This window comes from Mesorhizobium yinganensis (genome assembly GCF_040081985.1).
Taxonomy (GTDB): Bacteria; Pseudomonadota; Alphaproteobacteria; order Rhizobiales; family Rhizobiaceae; genus Kumtagia; species Kumtagia yinganensis.
Map to the genome: position 1 here is coordinate 1 of NZ_JBEBMH010000033.1, position 23,616 is coordinate 23,616.

Sequence of the window (23,616 nt, forward strand, 5' to 3'; positions counted from 1 at the left end):
CGGGCGCGGTGACCGTCGACAACGGCGCCGAAATCAGGACCGGTGGCGACTACGCCTATGGCATCCTCGGCCAGTCGACCGCGGGCAGCGGCGGCACCGGCGGCGTTGGCAACGGCTTCATCGTCGAACTCGGCGGTGACGGTGGCGCCGGCGGCACGACCAACACGGTCGATATCGACAATTCCGGCACCATCAGTACCAGCGGTTATGCGGCGATCGGCGTGATCGGCCAATCCATTGCCGGTGGCGGCGGTTCCGCCGGCTCGGCCGGCGGCATCATTGCCATCGGCGGCGACGCCCCGGTCGATTTCACCGCCAACGGCGAGAGCGTGACCGTCGACAATATCGGCCGGATCACCACCGCCGGCGACGCGGCCATCGGCCTGATGGGCCAGTCGATCGGCGGCGGCGGCGGCAACGCGGCGGGCGCTACCGGCATCATCGGCGTCGGCGGCCAGGGCAGCGCTGGCGGCAATGGCGGGTCGGTGACGAACGCGCATATCGGAACGATCTCCACCGCCGGCCGATTCGCGTTCGGCCTGCTCGCGCAATCTGTCGGCGGCGGTGGCGGCAATGGCGGCAATGTGCTCGACTTCTCCGCAGGGATCAGCACTGGCGTGGGCGGCAATGCCGGCGGCGGCGGCAATGGCGGCGCCGTCACCGTGAACAACACCAGCAGCGGCGGGACTGGCACGATCACTACCTCAGGTTATCACGCAACTGGCCTCCTGGCGCAGTCCGTGGGCGGCGGCGGCGGCACCGGTGGTGACGCCACGGCCGCCGGTCTTTCGGTCGTGACGGTGCAAGTCGGCGGCCATGGCGGCGGCGGCGTGGGTGGCGGCGTCACCATCGACCAGAACGATCTGACGGTCACGACGACGGGTTCGGAATCCATCGGCGTCAAGGCTCAGTCCGTCGGCGGCGGCGGCGGCGACGGCGGCGGCGCCAGCGCCTATGACGTCAGCGTCGGACTGTCGCTTGGCGTCGCTGTCGGCGGCAGCGGCGGCGTCGGCGGCAACGGCGGCACGGTCAACCTCAGCCTTGACGGCGGCAGCGTCGTCACCGGGACCAGCGCTGCTCCGACTGACAATTCCACGGCCGTATTCGCGCAATCGGTCGGCGGCGGCGGCGGCACGGGAGGGAAATCCACCCTCGACAATCTGGTGATCGGCATTCCGGTCGACGAAGACGCCAACACCTTCTCGGCATCGATCAATATGGGTGCCGGCGGCGCGGGTGGCGCCGCGGGCGCCGGCGAGCAAGTGGACGTCAATTTGACCGACACTGCGCTGGCGACATTCGGCCAGTACTCCATGGGCGTTCATGCCCAGTCGGTCGGCGGCGGCGGCGGCAGTGGCGGCGATTCCTCCGTCTATTCGCTGACCATCAACAACCCGGCCACCGTTTCGGTCAATTTCCAGGCGGCGGCTGCCGTTGGCGGGCTTTGCACCAGTTCGAATTGCGGCGGCGGAAACGGCGGCAATGTTTCTGTCGACCTCAGTTCGACCGGTACCTCCGGCTCCTCGATCAGCAGCATCATAACGGCCGGCGACTACGCCAACGGCATCCTCGCCCAGTCGACGGGCGGCGGCGGCGGCAATGCCGGCGCCGGCAGTGCTTCGATCTACAGCCTGTTCTCCTCGGTGAATGCCGGCGTCGCGGTCGGTCTCGGCGCGAAGGGCGGCGGCGGCGGTGGCGGAACGGTGGACGTGACGCTCGGCGCCAACAGTGTGATCCAGACCGGCGGCGCGGGCGCGCGCGGCATCATTGCCCAGTCCATCGGCGGCGGCGGCGGCACGTCGCAAGGCCTCTCCATCTATGGCACCGGAAGCGCCAGCGTGAGCGGCCTTCCCTCGATCCCGTCCGTGACCATGCAGGTCGATGTCGGAATGACCGGAGGCAACGGCGGCAACGGCGGCGCGGTGACAGTCACCAACGACGGCACGATCGTCACCGCCCAACGCGATTCCGACGGCATCGTCGCCCAGTCGGTCGGCGGCGGCGGCGGCATGGGCGGCTCGCTGGGCGGCGATTCCGACTGGACGCTGAACAACGTTTCCAATGCCATCAAGGTCCTGAAGGACACCTACGATCGCATGAGCTTCCAGATGAGCGGCGAGTTCTTCGTCTCCGTTGGCGGCAAGGGCGGGTTGGGAGGTTCGGGCGAGAAGGTCGTCGTCTCCCACGACGGTGCGATCAGCACGAGCGGCGACTACGCCGACGGCATCGTTGCGCAGTCGATCGGCGGCGGCGGCGGCGTGGGCGGCTCTTCCGACGTCGACGGCTACAAGTCGCTGATCAGCGCCAATGTCGCGGTCGGCGGCAAGGGCGGCACCGGTGGCGCCGGCGGCGAGGTCGATGTCCTGCTCGGCAACAATTCGACGATCCAGACCGGCGGGTATTCCGCCTATGGCGTGCTGGCCCAGTCGATCGGCGGCGGCGGCGGAATGGGCGGCGACGGCTCGGCCATTTCCAACGCCACGCTCAATATCGGCAGCGGCACCGGCGGCGGCGGCGGCTTCGGCAACAATGGCGGGCTGGTCCAGTTCGTCAACACGTCGGACGCAACCATCACGACCGCCGGCGACAACTCGCACGGTGTGATCCTGCAATCCGTGGGCAACGGCGGCGGCACCGGCGGAGTCGGCAACACCACCACCGATACCTGGCTTGTCGATGGAGCGATCGAATTGGCGATCGGCGGCGGCGGCGGGGCTGCCGGCAACGGCGGCGATGTGCGCTTCTGTTCCGACGGTCTGACGTGCGACGGCGTGCTGTCGATCCAGACCAGTGGCGATCGGGCTGTCGGACTTCTGGCGCAGTCGGTCGGCGGCGGCGGCGGCGTCGGCGGCGCCGGCGATCCCAGCGGCAGCCACAACGGCTTCAACTTCAGCCTGGGGCTCGATCTCGGGGGCAGCGGCGGCGAGGGCGGCAACGGCGGCGCCGTTTCCATCTCGAGCGGCCATGTTCAGGTCGCCACTTATGGCGATCTTTCCGTCGGCATCCTGGCGCAGTCGATCGGCGGCGGCGGCGGCTTCGGCGCGGCGGGTTACAACGAGGATAGCCCGTTCTCCGGAGACCGCACGCTCTCCATCAACCTCGGCGGCAGCGGCGGCAACGGCGGCAACGGACACTCGGTCGACCTAGAGGTGAGGCCCGAGGTCATAACGGCGGGTGACTGGGCCCACGGCGTGGTCGCCCAGTCGATCGGCGGTGGAGGCGGCGTCGCGGGCACCACGATGTCGACGATCATTTCCGGCGACCAGGTCAGCGACGTGCTCGACGCCAGGGTCATCGTCGGCGGCGCGGCGAGCGGCGGCAATGCATCGGGCGACAGCTTCATTCCGACCTCCAGCCAGGAGGCCGTCAGCGTCGCTCTCTACGATTACGTCGGCACGCAGGGCCGCTGGGCGATGGCGACGATCGCCCAGTCGATCGGCGGCGGCGGCGGCATCGGCAACGGATCGATGCAGGCCGACGGTGAGGCCACCGCCACCGCGACGGTCTCGGTCGGCGGCGGCACGGGCAGCGACGGCAACGGCGGCAGCGTCGGCGTGCATTACGGCTCGGCCCTGGGTATCTCGAGCAACACGAACGGGGCCGGCGCCTATGGCGTCTTGGCCCAGTCTATCGGCGGCGGCGGCGGCCTTGGTACCGCCCTGACATCCTCCTTCGACAGCACCTTGACGGTCGGCGGCGGCGGTAGGGGTAGCGGAGGCAGCGTCGTCATGGACGCATACCGGTACGTTTCCACCAGCGGGGATGACGCGCATGCCGTTGTTCTGCAGTCGATCGGCGGCAGCGGCGGTGTCGGCGCCTTCTCGGCCGATGGAGGCACCTCCGAATATGCAATCCAGCTTGGCGGACTGCAGGGCGCCAATGGCAATGGCGGCAGTGTCACGTCCACGGCGACGGTCGGCGTCACGACGAAAGGCAGCCGGGCCTTCGGTATCGTCGCCCAGTCGATCGGCGGCGGCGGCGGGCTCGCGGCAGCCGGCGCGGCGTCGGAAATCCATACGCCGGACAATGGCCCGGCACTGAATATCGGCGGGCAGGGGAACGCCAAAGGAGACGGCGGGACAGTCAACCTCACTCTTCCCGGTACAGGCTACATCACCACGAGCGGTTACGGCTCGCATGCGATCATTGCCCAGTCGATCGGCGGCGGCGGCGGTTACGGCGGCGATGCATCCGGTCCCATTTCGCTGACCCCACGCGTCCAGAGCACCGGGAGCGGCAATGGCGGCGAAGTTTCGGTGACGATCGACGGCGCGGTCACGACGACGAGCAGCTACGCATTCGGCGTGATCGCCCAATCGATCGGGAGCGGCGGCGGTTTTGGCGGTGACCAGTCGGGTGCGTTTGCCGGCAGCACCTCGTCGGATGGCTCGGGTATAGGCAGTCTGGTGAACGTCACCGTCAACGACACGGTAAGCGCGACAGGCGACAATTCGGTCGGCATCTTCGCCCAGAGCCAGGGTCCGGAAGACCAGGAGGCGGTGACCGTGAATGTCAGCGGCTCGGTGACGGGCGGCGGAAGTGGCAGCCAGGGCGCGGGTGTCTGGATATCCGCAGGCAAGCATAATGTGCTGACGGTGAACAGCGGCGGCAGCGTCTCGGCCGGCGCCGGCACGGCCATCCGTTACAGCGGCGATTCGACTACCGCTTACGGCAGTCTGCTAACCGTCAACAACTCCGGAACGATCACCGGCAACATCCTCATGAACAACACGGATGGCGACAGCGCCGGCACGGTCAACAACTATGGGACGCTCAATCCCGCGGCCGCCGTTGCCTCGGCCGGCGGCCCATCCGCCGTTGCGGCGGCTCCGTCCGGCGGCGTGCTGGTCGGCGCGTCGCTCTACGAGGCGAATGTCGTCAATGGCGGCACGCTGGCGGTCGGCCATGGCGGCAAGACCGACAGCACCGTGATCACCGGCGACTTCAGCCAAACCTCCGAAGGCACGCTGTCGCTCGACCTCGACATGGCGGCGGCCAAGTCGGACCGGCTCACGGTGCGCGGCGACGCGGCCCTCGGCGGTGTTCTCGACATCAATGCGGCAAGCGTGCTGCCGGGCAAGGATGTCGTGTTCCTTAGCGTGGAGGGCGCGGCGACCGGCTCGCTCAAGACGGCATCCAACCTTGCCTTCGACATCGACGTCGCCAAGGCAGGTCAGGACTACAGCCTGTCAGCCTCCGCCGACTTCGATCGAACCGGGTTGGACCGGAACACAGACGAGATCGCCGACCATCTCCAGCAGATTTGGGAAGCCGACCAGAATGATGAGTTTGGCCGCCTGTTCGCGGCCCTCTATGACGGTGCGGAAAGAGGCGACGAAGCGTATCAGTCCATGCTTGCCGGCCTGCTGCCCGGCGTCAGCCTCGCGCCAGCCGCCCGCTTCCAGCAGACGATCATCGGCTTCAACGATTCGCTGATGAGCTGCCCGAAGACTTCGGCCGGCGGCTTGATACTCGGCGAGACGAGCTGCGTCTGGGCCGACATCAGCGGTGGTCGCTTCGACCAGAACGGCTCGTCGGGCTACACCGACGAGGCCATCACCTATCGCATGGGCACGCAGGTCGATCTGTCGCCCGGCTGGTTCCTCGGCCTGGCCGGCGCCTACCAGCACAGCAGCATCGACGGCGACGACGGTTTTGTCAGCGGCTCGGGCGACGCCGGCTTCATCGGTGCGGCGCTTAAGCGCGAGATGGGACCATGGCTGTTCGCCGGCGTCATCAGCGGCAGCTACGGCAGCTACGACATGCGAAGGACCGGCCTTCCCGGATTTGCCGGCACCGCCGAAAGCTCGCCCGACGTCTATGGCGGCGCGCTGCGCTTCCGCGTCGCCCGAACCTTCGCCGGCACGGACTATTACGTGAAACCCTATCTCGACCTCGACGCGGTCTACACCCGCATGTCGGGTTACGCCGAGAGCGGGGCAGGGGTCGCCGGGCTGAAGGTCGAAGGCAGCGACGAATTCGCCTTCGTCGCCTCGCCGATGATCGAGATCGGCGGCTCGGTAGCGTTCGGCGCGGACTACATGCTGCGGCCCTACGCCTATGTCGGCGCCAGCTTCTCGACGGCGGACGAATGGACCGCCGACGCCAGGCTGAGCGGCGCGCCAGCCGGCGTCGGCATGTTCGAGGCATCGCTGCCGATGGGCGACGTGCTGTTCAAGGTCGGTGCCGGCCTGCACCTATCGAAGATCGGCGGCATGGACATCGAGCTGCAATATGCCGGTGAGTTCTCGGAGGATACATCCAGCAACTCCGGCATGCTGCGAGTTAATTTGCCGTTTTAACAAGACTAGATTGCGCCGCAAAGGGAACTGGTGACGACCCTCGCATTTTGCGGTTCTCGGTACACGGAGGTTGACTGCGGGCCGAGAGCCAAGCAATGACCGGGTCGCTCGCGACAGACTTCGTAAGAGGCTGTTAGCGCGCCGGTCGCCCGACAACCGGGAAATCGCCGGTCCGGTTTGGTGCCCTGCGTTTGCAGGTTGCTGCTACGGGGAAGGTGGCGTACCCCCTGGCGACCGTTTCTGCTTCATTTCCCCCACTGAAGCCCGATCGCCGTCTGATCAATGCTCGGTTCCGAAGTCAGGTGATTCGCGGGCCGCCCGCATTTTCCGGGTTTGAGCGTCGATTTTGCGCGACGTGCCCTGTGGAAAATTCACTAGCCACAGCGCCTTGAAAAAACGCGAAATCCTTGAAGGGCCTTTCAAGGGTATTTCAAGAGGTTTTGAAAAGCTGTTCGACCTCGCTGCCGAGCATTGCGTTCTTTTCGTTGCGATTTTCAACTTGTGTCAGTTGATTTCTCTTGGCGCCTGTTCCCTCCTTGTTCCCGGTTTAACGAGGCAGCCTTTATCAACCAAAGACAGTAATTCTCTTGAAATGGCAGCTGCTACATGCGATTCTTTGGCCTTGTTCGAAGGAGGCCTGAATGCATGAGACCATGACCGAAATGCTTTCCAGGATCCGAACAATCGAAGAGATGGTCGTGGCTTTCCGCGATGAGGAACATTGTCGGAGATTGTTGGAAGGCATGGTGTGGCGGGACGGTCGGGTCTGCCCCTCTTGCGGATACAAGCGCTCAATCGCGATAGCCGGTCGTGACATGGGCAAGCGGCGGGCCCGGCCGGGACTATACCAATGCTCCAGCGGCGATTGCCGGTTCCAGTTCACGGTTACAACGCACACGCCGCTGCACTCCACGAAGCTTCCCTTGCGTGTCTGGCTGAAGGCAATGTGGCTGATCCTGCAATCGGATAAGGGTCTGTCCTCGGTTCGGCTCGCCGAGAGCCTTGGAGTGAGTCAACCGACGGCCTGGCGGATGGGACATGCTCTGCGTCTGATGATGGCGCGGGAGCACATGCTCGACGGTACAGTGGAGATCGACCATTCCATCTTGGTGGAAAGCCCCGGAAGCATCCGGACGACCTGCCTCCCGGACGAGGCCGCAAAGGTCAGGCGAATACGGAGAAAACGTCGGTTCTGACAATGGTGCAGCGCCCTAATGACGTCGCACCCGGCACGCCTGCCGGCGACGCACGCGCCGCAGTCGTGACCGGCCTTTCATTGCGCGCTGCGGAGCGTGCTGTCGAAACGCAGATCGAACCCCATGCCCGTCTAATGAGTGACGAGTGGAAGGCGTTCATGTCCATTGGCGAGAGCTTCGCCGAGCACGAGACCGTGAAGCATTCCAGCGGCGAATATGTTCGTGACGCCGTCCACGTCAATTCGGCCGAAGGTTTCAACTCTCGCGTCCGCCGCACCATCGCTGGTGTCTTTCATCATATCAGCCCGCAGCATGCCGACCTGTATTTCCATGAGATCGGCTTCCGCTGGTCACAACGCGTCGTCACAGGTACTGCCGTTCGCAAAACGCAGCGCGGACGCGAAACTATTCGGACGCTCTGGTCGCGCGTGCCGCCGGCGCTGCAACTGCTCAGCGTCTTTCGTACAGCTACTGGCCGACAGATGCGCCGAAGCCCTGATGGCGGCATTATCATCAAATCAGCCGTAGCTGTCTTTGGTTAATAAAGGCTAACGAGGCCAAGGAAAGCAGATGACACAAGTCACCGGGACGATGTCCCATTCTACCCAAATTCAGAGCGTTCCGATAACGGCACTTCGACCCTATTCAGGCAACGCTCGCACCCACTCCAAAAAGCAGGTGCGACAGATCGCGGACAGCATCTCACGCTTCGGTTTCACCAATCCGGTCCTGATAAGCGACGATGGCGAGATCATTGCCGGTCACGGCCGTGTCATGGCGGCCAAGGAGCTTGGCCTAAGTGCAGTCCCGACCCTGCAGCTATCTCACCTGACTGCGGATGAGCGTCGCGCCTATGTACTCGCCGACAATAAGCTGGCGCTGAATGCCGGCTGGGACAGCGAAATCCTTGCGATCGAACTGCAGGCATTGAGCGACATCGAGTTCGACCTGGGCTTGACCGGTTTCTCGCTGGCGGAGATCGACCTGACGCTTGATCACGCAAGGGAGTCATCCACTTCCACGACCGATATCAGTGCAGATCGAATTCCGGCGTTGCCGATGCGTCCCGTCTCGCGAACGGGTGACGTTTGGTTGCTCGGGCGCCACAAGCTGCTCTGCGGCGATGCGCGCTCGCGTGAAGATGTGCAGCGTCTGATGGGCGCGGAGAAAGCGGACCTCATCTTCACGGACCCGCCCTACAATGTGCCAATCGACGGCCATGTCGGTGGGCTGGGATCTATCCGGCACCGCGAGTTCGCATTTGCTTCGGGAGAAATGTCTCCAGCCGAGTTCACGCAGTTTTTGGCTACGACGCTCGGAAATGCGGCATCATCCGCAAAGGACGGGGCTATCGCATTCGTTTGTATGGACTGGCGGCATATGCGCGAGCTGCTCGATGCAGGGGAGGCGGTCTTTTCGGAACTGAAGAACCTCTGCGTCTGGAACAAGACCAATGGCGGCATGGGAAGCTTCTACCGCTCGAAGCATGAGCTGGTCTTCGTCTTCAAAGTCGGGACTGAAGCACATACGAACAGTTTCGGCCTTGGCGAAACCGGGCGGTATCGCACCAATGTCTGGGACTATCCTGGCATCAGCAGCCTGGGAGCAAAACGTGGCGATGAACTCGCGATGCATCCGACGGTCAAGCCCGTGGCGCTGGTTGGCGATGCGATCAAGGATTGCTCCAAGCGTGGCGAGATCGTGCTGGATCTGTTCGGTGGTTCCGGATCGACACTGATCGCCGCCGAGAGCTGCGGCCGTCTGGCGCGAATAGTCGAATACGATCCTGCCTATTGCGACACCATCATGAGCCGGTGGCAGACCTATACCGGTAAGCAGGCAGTGGTGGCCGACAGCAATCTGAGCTTTGAGACCGTCGCGGAGCAGCGCCTTGGTCTTGCGCCTGCATCGTCCTCTGCGCCGGCAAAACGGAGGCGGTCCAATGGCCGCTGAAAAACCCGAAGGCGGAAAGAGACCGAGTGACGACATGTCGGAACAGGTCAAGCGGCAGGTGATCTTTGGAACGGGTTATGGCAATCCGCCGGAGCACACGAGATTCCAAAAAGGCCGGTCCGGCAATCCGAACGGACGTCCCCGGCGTGTGGCTCCCGATCTTTCGATCGCCGAACAGCCGATGTTGCAAGCGATTTTGGACACTGCTGCAAAAACTGTGAAGAAACGGGAGGCTGGCAAGGTTACCGAGATCGGCATGCGGGGAGCCTTGGCAGAGTCGATCGTCGCCAAAGCGCTAAAAGGCAACGCTCGCGCTCAGGGCCTTCTGGCCGATATGTTTCGAAGCATCGATGAGAAACGAGCACGAGAGGTGCAGCAGGATATTGCACTCTGGGAGGCCTACAAGAAATCCGCGGCGCTGGAGTTAAGCGCAGCACGCGAACGGGGCGAACCGGAGCCGAAGCTGTTTCCGCACCCCGACGACGTCATCATCGACTTGCAAACCGGCCCTCGTTTCGTTGGCCCATTGGACGCGACCGAAGAAAAACGGCTGCAAGGCACGATTGCACTCAGGGACCTGCTCATCATGCAGGACGTCCTTGAAGAGCGCTTGTGGACCGGACCTGAGGCTGCAGATCCACTGGATCGACCTGGTGGAGCGCTGGTCATTGTCTTTACACTGGAGCGGGCCATTCCGCCGAGGCTGCGGCTTTCCACACTGGAGATGGTCCAGCGTCAGATGCACTACGACACGATGTCCAAACGCGAGCTGCTGAAAGTCCTCTACGGAAAGTGGCATTCGCTGGGCTATAAAGTGAAGCGTGGTTATACGATCGGAACCAGCCGAAAGGTGGTCAAAACGATCACCTTCCTCCAGGACCTTATCCAGGCCGCGCACGAGAAGACCATCGATGTGGACGCAATGGCCCGTGGCGAATTCGATGAGGCCGTGCAAGAGTTGTTCGAGAAGCACGGTCGATGGCCACTAGCACAGGCAAGCTAGGTATCGCTACTCGAGCGACAATGAGACTGCGGACCCGCTCCGTCCACGACGCGACATCCAGTCAGAGGGAGGAGGGTCCAGGCTGGGCCGCCGGTCCCGAATGGCACCTTTTCGCTGCCGAAAGTACGTCGGTCCAGAAAACGTGGTCTCTGGCGCCGTCTCGACCAGGCCGCTCCACCTTGACCTTTTGGGAGACGGCCCGGTCAACGCGTGCGTGCCCGAGTTAGGCTTTCGAGCGTAGAAGTCAACGACGTCGAGCGATTGGCCGGGTGCGTCGATCGCGGCCTTCGTGCACGCTTTCGGCAAAGTCCCCGTTTTCAGGATGGGCGTTGGCAGATCCATCGTGCCGGCGATAACGATGTCGATCCAATTTCCAACAAATGTCCGGCCTAGCGACATAGTCAACCGCAAGCGTCGCGGTTGATGCCCGTTGGGGACTTTCATGCGAAAGAGATATTGGGTTGCTGTTTCATTCGTCCTCGCGGCGGTCCTGACCCTTGCCTGGCATCGTGACGGTAGTCCTATCGACCTGGAGGAAGCGATTGTCAGGGCCGCTATGGCGGACACGCTGACGGCCGCGGACTCGCGCTGTCCACTTTCGGATCGCGCAATCAACTCAGCCGCGTCATGGCTACTTGCAGCCTGCGCTGAGGGCGGTTTGGCTTGGTATGACGCGGCACAGCGATATGGTGATGATGCGGCCAAGGTATTCACTACGTTTGGCAACGACCGGACATTCAACGAGGTTTTTCAGACGCTCGGCCCACCTGTCGTGCCGGTCGTCACCTATTTCGTCCGCAACGGGTCTACCCAGTACCTGCTGCAGGAGACGATCGGGCAAGGTGTTTCTCACTTGTGGAACGGCGAGGCGATTGGCTTTGGTGTTGCGGAGCTTACGCCTGAGCAGTACGGGCTGATTGCTCTTGAGGAGCTTCGGACCCGCGGACACGAGATGCTGTCGGAGTTCGAGATCGTCGACGGAAAAGCAGTTCGCAAACAATTCACTCGAACGGTCTTGGGAGCCAAGAGCCTATTCCTTGGTGGAATTTCCGATGTTGAGACAGTGATTGCCCGCGGCGAGAGGCTGCCGAAATGGAGCGAGATTGGCTGGGCTGCCGTCGACGCAACCGTGATCGCCGGGGGCATCGGAGTTGCCGTCAAATCCTTGCGTGTCGCCAAGACACCCGCAACGATTGTGGGACGAGGTTCAACTAAGCTCGCCACTCTGCAGCGTGTTGGGGGAGGGGCGGTGCGATCTTTGTCCGCGGTCGCCAAAGTGACCGGCGTTGCGGCAGTGGTGGCGATACCCTACCTAGCCATCACCCGCCCGCAGCTCATTGCCACCGCTGCGGGATGGGTTGCTGAACAGATCGGGATTCCTGCTTGGCTGGGGGTGTTCCTGGTCTTCTCGACGCTATGTCTGGTCCTGCTGATCGCGGTCCGGCTCATTCTCGCGCCCATCCTGTTTTTAGCGAAAACCGTCAGTCACTTACGACGCCTCACAGCCTGAGCTTGCGGCTATGAAATCGGCGGAGTTATTTGTCTAGTCAAAAGGCTCGCCGGCTTCTAGGCTTGGTGAACAATGCCGCGAAACGGTTTCGCTGCATTCCCGCCGATCAGTGTCGATCAGCACCGAAGGTTGACCCCCCTTATTATTGGCTCCGCAAAGCCTTGATCTGGCGAGATGAAGTGGAGATTGGATGGGGTCACGATCGGCGCCGATGATGACCCCACCTATGTTGCGAGTTTGCAAGCAAAGTCAGGCACTTGCTGCCATTTCGGACGGGGTCAACGTTCGGTGCTGATTCACAGAGAGGGGCGCACTGCGCTGGTCACGAAGTGGGCTTTGAGCGCGGCTCTCAAACAATTTGGCGGCAAGGAATCGCGGCCTTTCGACGATGCCGTCAACCGTAAGACGGCGGGGATGATTCTCGACGCGTATTCAGATGCCAGTGGTCCACCCCCGGGAGATCTCGCATCAATGAAGGCGCTGCTCGCACAGCGCTACGATGAGAACACCATTGCCCTTGGCTTCAGCAGGTTGAAGGCCTGTAGGACGGTCGCAAAATATCGGGACAACCCCCTATTCCTGGCCGCCGCCGAGCACTACACATTCATGCGTTACGAAGCTAGTCAATCTGGCGACACGGAGCTACGACGATTGCCACAACTATACTATGGCACCAAGGTAAAACTTTTCAAGGATGGCAAGGAGACTCGCATTCAACAAAATGATCTTCCCTTATCTCCGCCAAGCGTCGGGATTGTTGAATGGGGCAATTTGGGTGTGGAAGACGGACTATTGGACTATGCAAATCTAAATGGAAAGACCCCAAGCAAAGGTACTAATGCGCAAGGCTACATTGATCAAATGAATAGTGCTATCAACTATGAGATAGTTGGTGTTACTTATAGATTGTTCGAAAATCTGCTCATCGATAGGAATAATTTGGCCTGCGTGCTTGCCGATCCTTAAAGCGTGAACCTCTTGCGGCTGCCGTGGTTCGTACGTGAGCACATTTGTAAACTTAGATGCTGAGAAACATTTCAGTCCCCGCGCGTTGAGTGATCGACGAAGGGGAAGGAGGCCGTTCGCCACGCGGAGGGCGTGCGGAACGACTTGTCCGGCAGCTCTTGCCGTCGGTCTCGTGGGGTCAATCCGCTCTGCGGCGGGCCACGGAAGTCTGTTGCGGTCGCCTGGCGCCGGGGGCGCGGCTCCTCAGGTCGTGCTGTCGGGATGATAGTCCGGATCGTGCGTGCCTTCGAACGGGGTCCTGGGGGAACGCTTCCCCTACACCGCCCAACCCACAAGCGGTTTTGCGCTACCCCTTCTGCTGGGACGCCCCCGCAACGCCCCTACTCGAGGCGGTGCGCGAGGGGGGCGGCGAACAGGCGGCCCAACTCATCGACCACCTCAAGAAGGTCGATGCGGCCAAGGAGGGCGAGCGCCTGCCGGCCTCGCTGATGCCACCGATCAGGCAGATGCCGAGCGAGATTGAATTCCAGCCTTCGACGTGCGCGCCGACCTGGTTGACGGTGCGGCCGTTCTCGACCTTGCCATAGGCCTCGAGCAGATGTTGGGGGCCGGTTCTTGTCGCTTCGAACGACACGTGCACGCGCAGCACAGGGCGATCCATGCGCCGGACCTTGTGCGCCTCCATCGGCCAGCTCGCAGCTGGGCCGTCGATGGCGTATAAAATCCCGCGCCGGCTCTGATTTGCCCGCGACAAATCGACTCGCATTACGACCACCACGAGCCTCAACAAGGTGCCGCCTACGGTTTGGACGCTCGATGCGCACCAACCACTCAAAGGCTAACTTGGCAATATTGTACAGTGGTTCACGATCCAGCGCTTGGGCAGGACCTCGAAGCCTTGGACGCCGTCCGATCGCTTGATGATTTCCAGCGTGAACTTGCCGACCTTTTGTAGCGCCCCTTTCAGCTTCGGCCCGGAATAGCCGCCATCGGCAAAGACATGGCGCAACCACGGCCAGCGCTTGCGGATCGATTCCAGGACGGCCGGTGCGCCGTCGCGATCCTGAACATCGGCAGCGTGTATGACCAGGCCGACCAGCAGACCGATCGTGTCGGTGACGATGTGACGCTTGCGGCCTTTGACCTTCTTGCCGGCGTCAAAGCCCCGTATTCCGCCGCTTTCGGTGGTCTTGACCGACTGGCTGTCGATGACGCCGGCGGTGGGGCTTGCCTCTCGGCCTTCCCGTTCGCGCGCCGCCATCACCAATTCATTGTTGATGGTGCGCGGCAGGCCTGCATCGCGCCAGCGGTAGAAGTATTTCTGCACCGTCGAGAACGGCGGAAAATCCTTCGGCAAAAGGCGCCACGCATCGCCCGAGGAGGCCGCCATGTACAAAAGCGCATTCACGACATCGCGCAGGTTCGTCTTGCGCGGCCGCCCAGTGCGGTTCGGCAACGGCATCAGCGGTTCGATCAGCACCCACTCTTCGTCGGTCAGATCGCTTGCATAGCGAGGGCAGCGTCGCTCATAGTGCGGGCGAGTGGTTTCGGTCCAGGGCGTCCTGATCTCCGTCGAATCTCAGCAATCCGACCAAATCACAACCTGCTGAAATCACTCACTCCTTTTCGGAACCGACACTTATTCCGTCAAAATCGTCATGTCGTCATCCGACCAGCCGATATCGACCAGCGAACCGGTCTCCAAGAAGTCTATTGCGGCTTGGGGCAGCACCCGGACTTTCAGCGAGCAGCCGGTGCCGGAAAGATCCACGCGATAGCGGATGCTGCCCGGCGTATAGAGGCTTTCGCGCACGGTGCCGGTATAAGCATTCCTCAGACTTCTTGCTTTCGGGCCGATGGTGGCACGCTCGGGACGGATGCAAGCGAAGCTCCCTGGCCCTGCGTCCAACTCACTGCGGATGGCAACCTGCGTGCCGTCCTCCAGCACGATTAATTGAAGCTGACCGTCGCCCTTAGAGGAGGCCGACTTGACGGGGAATATGGAGGCTTCTCCGAGAAATTCCGCCACGAAACGGCTGTTAGGCTGTTCGTAGAGCTGGCGGGGGCTGCCGATCTGCGTCATGGCGCCGTCGCGCATGATGGCGATGCGATCGGCGAGAAACGCGGCCTCCTGCTGGTCGTGCGTCACATAGACGACTGTGACGCCCATCTCCTGCTGGAAACGCTTGATCTCCTCCTGCATCTCGTCGCGTAGATTCTTGTCCAGGGCGCCGAGCGGCTCGTCCATGAGCAGGATCGAAGGCTTGTAGATAGAGGCGCGGGCCAGCGCGACGCGCTGCTGCTGTCCGCCGGACAGTTCCGAAGGCATGCGCGAGGCGAAGGCGTCCAACCGCACCATGGCCAGGCTCTCGCCGACGCGTTTGGCGATTTCGGCAGACGAAACGCCCCGGATTTTCAAGGGATAGCCTACATTCTGCGCGACGGTGAGATGCGGAAACAGCGCGTAGTTCTGGAAAACCATGCCGATGTTGCGTCGGTAGATCGGCTCCGGGACGATGTCGCGGCCGTTTATGACGATCTGCCCGGCCGTCGGGTCGATGTAGCCGGCGATCATGCCGAGCAGGGTCGACTTACCCGAGCCGCTCGGCCCTATGATGGCGAAGAAGTCGCCGGACTCGATATCGATCGTGGTCGCAACTACCGCATTGTAGTTGTTATAGCGCTTGCTCAGGTTCCGAATGGACACGGCTGCGCCGCCGACACCCATCTGACCTGTTGCTTGCGAACTACGTGCCATCTGCAACATCCTAATCGCCCTTGCCGAGGCGCGGCAACAGCGTGGCCGCAACAATGAGTACACTTGTAACGAGAAGGATGACGGTCGCCGCAGCGGCGATTTCGGGGGTCACCTGGAAGTTGAGCTGTTCCCACAGGAGCAAAGGCAGCGTTCGCGTCGACGGGCTGCTGAGGAACAGCGCCAGCACCAACTCATCGAGCGAAGCGGCGAAGGCGAAGATGAAACCGGCGATGACCGCGGCGCGGATCATTGGGAATGTGATGTGTCGGAACGTCTGGAACGCGTTTGCCCCGAGCGTCATCGACGCGATTTCCATGCGGTTGGAATATGAACTCAATGCGCCGCAAACGGTGATGAAGGGGAAGGGCAGTCCGACCACGGCGTGCGCCAGTATGACCGCGCCAAGCGTACCCTGCAGGCCGAGCCAGACGCTGATCGGGAAAAGCCCTATCGCCAGCACGATTTGCGGCAGGACGGCGGGAGCGATCGACAGGATGCTGACAATCGTTCTGGCCGGCACTTCCGCGCGAACGACGGCAAGCGCGGTGCAGATGCCGGCAATCGTCGCCAGCGCGGCAGCCGCCCCGCCAATCATGATGCTGTTCAGGATTGCGTTGCGATAATCGTCATTGCCTAGAAACTGCTCGTACCAGCGTATCGAAAAGTCGGTAGGCGGAAAGGAAAGGTAGGACTTGCTCTGGAACGACACGGCGACGACGACAAGGATCGGTACAAGGAAGCCGATCAGCACGGCGCCGACGAAACTGCCGAGGAACCGGCTCCAGGCCGACCAGAGCTGCTTTTCTCCGATCATGCGAGCACTCCCGCCTGTGTCTTGCCTCTGCGGCGCGATGCCAGTTGGCTAAGCCGGAGCAGCGCGAAGACGAGGATGGTCAGCAGCAGAACGACGATGGCTAGCGCCGACGCCAGCGGCCAGTTCAGCAACCGGTTCGCCTGTTCGCTGATCAGGATCGAGACGACGGTCCGGTCGCCGCCGAGAAGTGAAGGCGTGACGAAGAAGCCGAGCGCGGTGACGAAAACGATGGTGCATCCAACTGCGATGCTAGGCATCGAGAGGGGCAGGGTGACCGCGAGAAACTGGCGCCACGGGTTCGCGCCCATGACGGCGGCCGCGCGAGGCAGATTGGCGTCGATGGCGCGCAGGCCGTTCAGGATCGGCACGACCATGAATGGCACCATGATGTAGGTCATGGCGATCATCAGACCGATACCGTTGTCGATGAAGCGAATTGGGTCGTCGATCAGCCCGACGCCAGTGAGGAGCGAGTTCACGGGCCCGTTCCTACCAAGAAGGATCATCCAGGCGAAGGAGCGGATAACCGTGCTGGCCCAGAACGGAAGGAAAATCAGGAAAAGGCCGATTGTCGCCATCTTGCCCTTCAACCGGGCAAGGACATAGGCAACGGGATAGCCGATCAACAGGGAGCAGATCGTGACCACGAGGGCAACGAAGAACGTGTTGTAGAGCACCTTGCGGATGCCGGGATCAGTGACGACCTTGATGTATTCGCCGACCGGTGCCTGCTGGCCGCTGAAGCTCTCGGTGCCGATGACAAAAAGGGGCGCAAGGAAAAACGGCACGAGCAGAAGCGCGGCGGGTACGAACAGCAGGAATCTGCGCAATCTCATGACATCAGGCCTTTCCGACGCAGGCCGCTCGGCCTGTCCGCAAAGCAACGCGACGATGACGATAGACGGTATAGTCACCCGCCGCACATGAAAGATCACGGCGCGAGCACTGGAGGTGCGCGCGCCGCCTGGCAGCGTCGTCGGCCGTTTACTGCGAAACGACCCAAGTGTTGAAGCGCTCGTAGATCGCCGTGCCGTTCTCCAGCCAGAAGTCGCCGTTGATCTCGACCGCGGTCTTCGAGTTTTCCGGCGCGCTCGGCATGCGGGCGCGTTCCTCGGGCGTCAGCAGGTCAAATGCGGCCGTCGCGGTTGGGCCATAGGGAATGTGCCTGGAGAAAGTGGCCTGATGCTCCGGATCCATGCAGTGCGCGATGAACTGCATCGCCGTGTCGCGGTTCTTGCCGCCCTTCGGCAGGCTCCAGATTCCCGGGGTGTGCAGGGAATAGTCGAAGGTGTAGTCGACCGGTCCGCCCTGCTGCTTGATCGGATCGACGCGGCCGTTCCAGCACATGCCGTAGTCGGCTTCGTTGCTGGCGAGCAGTTGGGCGCTCTGGGCGCCGGAGGTCCACCAAGTGATCTGGTCGCGGATGCCGTCCAGCGCGGCAAAGGCCTTGTCGACGTCGAGCGGATAGAGCTTGTCGATCGGCTGGCCGGCGCCAAGCGCCGCGACTTCCAGCGTCTGGGCGGCATTCTTCCACAGGGTGCGGCGACCCTTGTCGTTCGGATCGAAGAACTCCTGCCAGTTCTTCGGGCGGCCATTCTTCGCGGCGGCGTCTGTGTTCCAACTGAGTACGCAGCCGGCGACATAGCAGGTCGTCCAGTATTTGCTCGCCGATCCAGCGATCAGGGTATCCTTCGGCACGACGCTGTAGTCGATCTCGTCGAGCAATCCCGCCACGGCGAGCGGCGCCACTTCCGAGGAATCAGTATCGGCGACGTCGATATCAACCGCGCCGGCATCGACCATCGCCTTGAACCGTGCGCCCTCGAGATATGGAGCGCTTATGATCTTGATGCCGGTTTTCTTCTCGAACGTGTCGAAGAAAGCCACTTTGAAGGCGTCACCCAGGGCGCCGCCGCCGTTTGCGACCGAGATTGAGGTCGGCGCGGCGCGAACAATTGCCGGCATGCCGATGAGCGACGCGGCGGCGGAGCCTGCTCCCAGCTTCAGCACGGTGCGTCTGCTCAGGCGATTCGTGATGTTTTTCATGAAATTCCCCTTTTTTGGATTGTGAATTGCGCTTCCTGTCGGCGCCACGCGGTCTGCTGTCGGTCGGACACTCGCGTCAGGCCGCGAAGCGGCGTCTGCAACGGGTTTCCAACTATCAGTGCCTCCTGCGCTGCGTGGTTCCGGGAGCATGCACGGCCGCGTTCGCTGTCGCATCGGTGCCTGCCTTTAGAATTTGTAGCGGAAAAGAGCCGGGCAATCCATCCCGATTCGCATTGATAGTGGATATTTTTATTGCTATATCGCGAGACAGGAAATGGAGGTCATTCACCAATGCCTTGGTCGAATCGTAAGAATTCCGAGTTGCTCGAGAGAGCCCGCAAGGTCATACCGGGCGGCATGTATGGCCATGAATCGACAGCGCTTTTGCCTGCCGATTTCCCACAGTTCTTCAGTCGCGCCAAGGGTGCGCGCCTCTGGGATGTCGATGGCAATGAATATATCGACTATTTGAGTGCGTACGGCCCCAACCTTTTCGGCTACGGAAACGCTGATATCGAGGCCGCCGCGCGAAAGCAGGCCGAACTCGGCGACACCATGACCGGTCCGTCACATGTCATGGTCGATTTGGCCGAGGCGCTCGTTTCGATGATCTCGCACGCTGATTGGGCGATGTTCTGCAAGAATGGCAGCGACGCCACCTCGATGGCCATGACGACTGCGCGCGCCTATTCGGGTCGGCGCAAGATCATCGTCGCGGTCGGCGCCTACCACGGCTGCCAGCCCTGGTGCACGCCGAACCGCACCGGCATCGTCGAGGACGACCGCCGCAACATCATCACCTATGAGTACAACAACATCGAAAGCCTCGAGGCGGCCGTGCGCTCGGCGGAAGGCGACCTCGCCGGCATCTTCGCGACGCCGTTCAAGCACGAGGTGTTCGCCGACCAGATGCTCCCGTCAGTCGCCTTCGCCCAGGGTGTCCGCAAGATCTGCGACGCAGCCGATGTGCCGCTCATCGTCGATGACGTGCGCGCCGGATTCAGGCTGGCGCGGGATTCGTCATGGTCCATCCTCGGCGTCCAGCCGGACATCAGCTGCTGGGGCAAGGCGATTGCCAACGGACATCCGATCTCGGCGATGGTTGGCTCGCAGCGCTTCTATGCGGCGGCGCGCTCCATCTTTGCGACGGGATCCTTCTGGTTCTCCGGCGTGCCTATGGCAGCCGGCGTCGAAACCCTACGGCTCATTGGCGAGACGAAATATCTGGAGCAGACGGTCGAACTCGGCGACAAGTTGCGCACCGGATTGGACGAGCAGGCCTCGGCGTTCGGCTTCTCGCTGCGCCAGACCGGCCCGTCGCAGATGCCGCAGATCCTTTTCCACGAGGATCCGGACATGCGTCTCGGCTATGCCTGGGCGGCCAACGCGCTCAAGCACGGCGTGTATTTCCACCCCTATCACAATATGTTCCTGAACGCGGCAATGACCGCGGCCGACATCGACTTGACGCTGAAGGCCAGCGAGCGCGCTTTCGCCGAGCTCAAGGCGGATCGCACGCGCATTCCCGCGAACGAAAATCCGCTGGTGCTGGCGCGCCTGAAGCTTGCCCGCTGAGGGCGGCAAGACCGTCGACCGACTGTCGTGACGGCCGGCATCTAGACCGCGCACATGCCGGCCGAGGCTCGGCTGGAGCGCGGCCGGACTGGCATTGGCGCGCCGCCCCACACAAGATCCAAGGCAGGCAATGACTGATTTCTCTGTATTCACCGAGGCGCGCACCCACAACAAATGGTCGGATCGGCCGATCGCGGACGAAACCCTCAAACGGCTGTACGATCTCGTAAAAATGGGTCCGACCTCAGCGAATTGTTCGCCGGGACGGTTCGTTTTCGTGCGCACCAAGGAGGGCAAGGAAAGGCTGCGTCCTTCGTTGAGCCGCGGCAATACCGACAAGACGATGGCGGCCCCGGTCACTGTGATCGTCGCCCATGACGAAGAATTCTATGAGAGGATGCCGGAGCTCTTCCCGCACGCCGATGCGCGGTCCTGGTTTACGTCCAGCCCGGAAACGATCCATGAGACCGCTTTCCGCAATGGCAGCCTGCAAGGCGCCTATTTGATCATCGCCGCGAGGATGCTGGGGCTCGACGCAGGTCCGATGTCCGGGTTCAAGAACAAGCTGGTCGACGACGAATTCTTTGTCGGGACGACGTGGAAGAGCAATTTTCTGATCAATCTTGGCTACGGCGATCCGGCAGGATTGTTCGGCAGGTTGCCACGCCTGGCGTTCGATGACGCCTGCGTGCTTGCCTGATGCTCCAACAAAAAGGCGGCCGTGAAGGCCGCCCTTTTCGCGTTCGTTGTTGGCCGTGCGCGGACCAACCTCAGTAGTTGAGGGCGAAGCTGCGCATCGGGTCGTAGTGTGCTTCCCAGTAGCCCTTCCAGATCGTCTTGGTGAGCGGGCCGACTTCGCCGTTGCCGACAGGCGCGCCGTCGAGCTTCGTGATCGGCATGACGCCGCCTGCAGTGGTGACGAACAACAGTTCGTCGCAATCATAGGCGGCGCTGACGGGTACGTCTTCGACATGGCATTTGATGTCGTTCGCCTTGGCGACTTCCAGAACGGTCCTGCGCGTTACGCCTTCCAGGACGCCGCGCTTCGGTGTGCGCAAAACGCCGTCCTTGATGACGCAGACGTTGAATCCGGAGCCCTCGGTCAGATTGCCGTCGCCGTCGGTCAAGATGGGATAGTTGGCGCCACGGTCGCGCGCCTCGAAAATGCCGCGGACAAAATCGCCCCATTGCAAATTCTTGATCGTCGGGTCGATGGCGCCTGGGGGCACGCGCCGCACGTCGCGCGCGATCACCGCCGATCCACCGGTCTTCTGCATCTCCTCGCCCATCACCCAGAGGAAGGGCTGGATGATGAGGTAGAGATTGTTCTCGATCTCTTCTGGCGCGTATTGGCGGACAAATTTTATGCCGCGCGTGACGATCATGCATACATAGGCGTCCCGAATGCCGCTCTTCGCCGCCATCTCGACCAGTTTCTCTCGGATGCCATGGCGATCCAGCGGGCTCCGAAGACGCAGAAGCCTCAGGCTACGTTCGAAACGGTCGAGGTGGTCGTCAAGCCTGAAGAAACGCCCGTCCCAGATCGAGGGCACGTCGTAGGTCAGATCGGAATGAAGGAAGCCCTGGTCGAGGATCGGAATCCTGGCTTCGTTGATCGGATAAAGCTCACCTTCAATATAGGCGAGGCCCTGCGCGAACGGGTTGTTGCTCGCCTGCAGTTCCGCGACGCGCTTGCGATAATCCGTGAAAATGAAATCCGTATAGGCCAAATTCACCTCCGCGATAGTCGATATTTTTCGAGTAAGCCAGACTGTTCTTAAGTGTCTGTTTTGTCAAGAAAAATATGAATTTCTGACAAAGAAAAAGGCCCCGATGAGGGGCCTTTTCCATGGCACTGGGACCTCAGTCTTCGATGGAAATCTCGTAAAGCGGAACGTTGGAACTCGGCGAATTGCGAACGCCTTTCACCTTGCTGCCATAAGCAAGAATGGTGTTCGGGCTGATCATCGGAACGATCACGTTCTGAGCGCGGATCTTTTCGCCAATGTCGAAGTAGATCTTTTCGGCCTGCTCTGGCGTAGACTTCAGCGCTTCCGCCAGCATCGCCTTGGTCTCGGGGAGCAGGAAGGACGGATCCCGTTCGGCGCCGCCGCGCTTGGCCCAAGCCGAGTCCGGCGCCAGGCCGAAATAGCCGACATACTGCGAAGTGCCGTAGAAGTCCGGCGCGAAGAACACGAAGGACAGCGGGATGTGCTCCTTCGTCGCCTTCTCGCGCCAGTTCGGGAACTCGACAGGCGCCAGTTCAAGCTTGATGTTCACCTTGGCCAGATCCTGCTGGATCTTCTGCATGGCAAGGGTGAAGTCGACGCCGTAGACGTTGAGCTTCGGGTAGGTCGCATCGAGCGTGAAGCCGTCGGCGTGACCCGCCTTCGCCAGGATCTCCTTGGCCTTCTCCGGATTGTATTCCGGAATCGGGTGGTTCGCTCCGCCGGGGAAGTCGAGCGGGAAGGGGACCGAGATCAGGCGGCCATTGCCTTCACCGAGGGTGAACTCGATGAGAGCATTGCGGTCGACGGCCATGGAGATCGCTTCGCGGATTTCCGGCGTCATCGGCACTGGGTTGGAAACCGCGCCGGGGCTGAGCGTCATGTAGACGAAGTTATTCGACGGCGCCGACTCGACCTTCACACTGTCGCCGGTCAGCGTCTTTGCGGTTTCCGGGTCGATATTCATAGCCACGTCAGCCCCGCCGCTCTGCAGCAGCTGGGCTTGCGCGACGGCGTCGCCGACCTGGCGGATAACGATGTCATCGACCTTGGCGGGCTCGCGCCAGTAGTTCTCGTTGCGCTTCAGGCGCAACTCGGCGCCAGGTTGGTAGGAGTCGAGCACGAACGGACCAGCGCCGACCGAGTGGGCCAGGAACCAGGGCTCTGCCTGGTCGGCCGTCGCGGCATCCGCCGCCGCCGACGCCTTGCCTTCGGCCTGGGCGACATCGCTGTTGACGACGCCGAAATAGCTGGCGGCCAGCACGTTCAGCAGTTCCGAGTTCGGCTCGGAAGTCTTCACGACGACGGTCTGCGCGTCGGGCGCTTCAATGGAGGCGATCGAGGCTGCGAGGTCGGACGGGCTGCCTTTGATATTCTTTAGGCGTTCCCAAGACCATTTCACGTCCTTGGCCTCGACCGGCGAACCGTCGGAGAATTTGGCCTTCGGATTCAGCTTGAAGGTGAAGGTTGTCTGATCGGGGCTTGCCTCCCAGCTTTCGGCGATGACCGGAACCAGCTTGTTGTTGGCGTCGAGGCCGAGCAGCCCGTCATAGACGGCCGCGTTGTAGATCATGCAGGTGTCGCACCAGCCGCGCGTGATATCGAGCGAGTTGATGTCCATGTCGCGCGCGATGACCAGCGTCTTGGCGCTCGCGGGCGTTGCAATGGCTGCCAGTCCGACGAGCATCGTCGCCGAAGCCAGGCTCTTCCAGCGCAGCTTTGAAAATTGTTTGAAGTTCCCCATTCTCATTATCATGCTCCTTCTT

General features: G+C 62.1%; 15 protein-coding genes and 2 pseudogenes. 9 read left to right on the forward strand and 8 right to left on the reverse strand.

The window, feature by feature from the left end:
* Positions 1-8 precede the first annotated feature (8 nt).
* The 7 genes and pseudogenes from ABMA59_RS31570 (at position 9) to ABMA59_RS31600 (ending at position 12,930) form a co-directional block, all read left to right on the forward strand.
* Positions 9-6,302, forward strand: a complete 6,294-nt coding sequence (locus tag ABMA59_RS31570) for a hypothetical protein (RefSeq protein ID WP_349009351.1) — start codon at positions 9-11, stop codon at positions 6,300-6,302.
* 346 nt (positions 6,303-6,648) lie between these two features.
* Positions 6,649-6,951, forward strand: coding sequence for a hypothetical protein (locus ABMA59_RS31575; protein WP_349009352.1), 303 nt, complete (start codon positions 6,649-6,651; stop codon positions 6,949-6,951).
* A pseudogene (locus ABMA59_RS31580) lies at positions 6,944-8,040 on the forward strand (IS1595 family transposase). The gene ABMA59_RS31575 and the pseudogene ABMA59_RS31580 overlap by 8 nt, the downstream one beginning before the upstream one ends.
* Before the next feature lie 28 nt (positions 8,041-8,068).
* Positions 8,069-9,451, forward strand: coding sequence for a site-specific DNA-methyltransferase (locus ABMA59_RS31585; protein ID WP_349009353.1), 1,383 nt, complete (start codon positions 8,069-8,071; stop codon positions 9,449-9,451).
* Positions 9,441-10,454, forward strand: coding sequence for a DUF5681 domain-containing protein (locus tag ABMA59_RS31590; protein ID WP_349009354.1), 1,014 nt, complete (start codon positions 9,441-9,443; stop codon positions 10,452-10,454). The genes ABMA59_RS31585 and ABMA59_RS31590 overlap by 11 nt, the downstream gene beginning before the upstream one ends.
* A gap of 442 nt (positions 10,455-10,896) precedes the next feature.
* Positions 10,897-11,964 (forward strand): hypothetical protein, encoded by a 1,068-nt coding sequence (locus tag ABMA59_RS31595; protein ID WP_349009355.1) that lies wholly within the window; start codon positions 10,897-10,899, stop codon positions 11,962-11,964.
* A gap of 186 nt (positions 11,965-12,150) precedes the next feature.
* On the forward strand, positions 12,151-12,930 hold the full coding sequence (locus ABMA59_RS31600; protein ID WP_349009356.1) for a hypothetical protein: 780 nt from the start codon (positions 12,151-12,153) through the stop codon (positions 12,928-12,930).
* A 346-nt stretch (positions 12,931-13,276) separates the two neighbouring features.
* Here ABMA59_RS31600 and ABMA59_RS31605 read toward each other — a convergent pair whose 3' ends face one another.
* The 6 genes and pseudogenes from ABMA59_RS31605 to ABMA59_RS31630 all read right to left on the reverse strand — a co-directional run bounded on the left by ABMA59_RS31605 (position 13,277) and on the right by ABMA59_RS31630 (position 18,548).
* A complete protein-coding gene (locus ABMA59_RS31605; protein WP_349009357.1) occupies positions 13,277-13,615 on the reverse strand; it encodes a peptidoglycan recognition protein family protein in 339 nt (112 codons plus the stop codon).
* A 180-nt stretch (positions 13,616-13,795) separates the two neighbouring features.
* A pseudogene (locus ABMA59_RS31610) lies at positions 13,796-14,497 on the reverse strand (IS5 family transposase); the annotation flags it as partial.
* Positions 14,498-14,569: 72 nt separating this feature from the next.
* Positions 14,570-15,688, reverse strand: coding sequence for an ABC transporter ATP-binding protein (locus ABMA59_RS31615; RefSeq protein WP_349009358.1), 1,119 nt, complete (start codon positions 15,686-15,688; stop codon positions 14,570-14,572).
* 10 nt (positions 15,689-15,698) lie between these two features.
* Positions 15,699-16,502: an ABC transporter permease gene (locus ABMA59_RS31620; protein WP_349009359.1), complete on the reverse strand. Its 804-nt coding sequence runs from the start codon at positions 16,500-16,502 to the stop codon at positions 15,699-15,701.
* The gene (locus ABMA59_RS31625; protein ID WP_349009360.1) at positions 16,499-17,338 is read right to left on the reverse strand and encodes an ABC transporter permease; all 840 of its coding nucleotides are present in this window, start codon (positions 17,336-17,338) and stop codon (positions 16,499-16,501) included. Before ABMA59_RS31625 ends, ABMA59_RS31620 begins: the two co-directional genes overlap by 4 nt.
* A 148-nt stretch (positions 17,339-17,486) precedes the next feature.
* On the reverse strand, positions 17,487-18,548 hold the full coding sequence (locus ABMA59_RS31630) for an ABC transporter substrate-binding protein (protein WP_349009361.1): 1,062 nt from the start codon (positions 18,546-18,548) through the stop codon (positions 17,487-17,489).
* A gap of 291 nt (positions 18,549-18,839) precedes the next feature.
* On the opposite strand from ABMA59_RS31630, the gene ABMA59_RS31635 reads away from it, so the two are divergent.
* Complete coding sequence (locus ABMA59_RS31635; protein ID WP_349009362.1) at positions 18,840-20,123, forward strand: aminotransferase class III-fold pyridoxal phosphate-dependent enzyme; 1,284 nt, start codon at positions 18,840-18,842, stop codon at positions 20,121-20,123.
* Positions 20,124-20,253: 130 nt separating this feature from the next.
* Positions 20,254-20,823: a malonic semialdehyde reductase gene (locus tag ABMA59_RS31640; protein ID WP_349009363.1), complete on the forward strand. Its 570-nt coding sequence runs from the start codon at positions 20,254-20,256 to the stop codon at positions 20,821-20,823.
* Positions 20,824-20,893: 70 nt separating this feature from the next.
* Here ABMA59_RS31640 and ABMA59_RS31645 read toward each other — a convergent pair whose 3' ends face one another.
* A complete protein-coding gene (locus ABMA59_RS31645; protein WP_349009364.1) occupies positions 20,894-21,859 on the reverse strand; it encodes an aminotransferase class IV in 966 nt (321 codons plus the stop codon).
* Positions 21,860-21,986: 127 nt separating this feature from the next.
* Positions 21,987-23,600 carry an ABC transporter substrate-binding protein gene (locus ABMA59_RS31650; RefSeq protein ID WP_425476019.1) on the reverse strand — a complete coding sequence of 538 codons (1,614 nt, stop codon included), beginning with the start codon at positions 23,598-23,600 and terminating at the stop codon, positions 21,987-21,989.
* Positions 23,601-23,616: the final 16 nt, after the last annotated feature.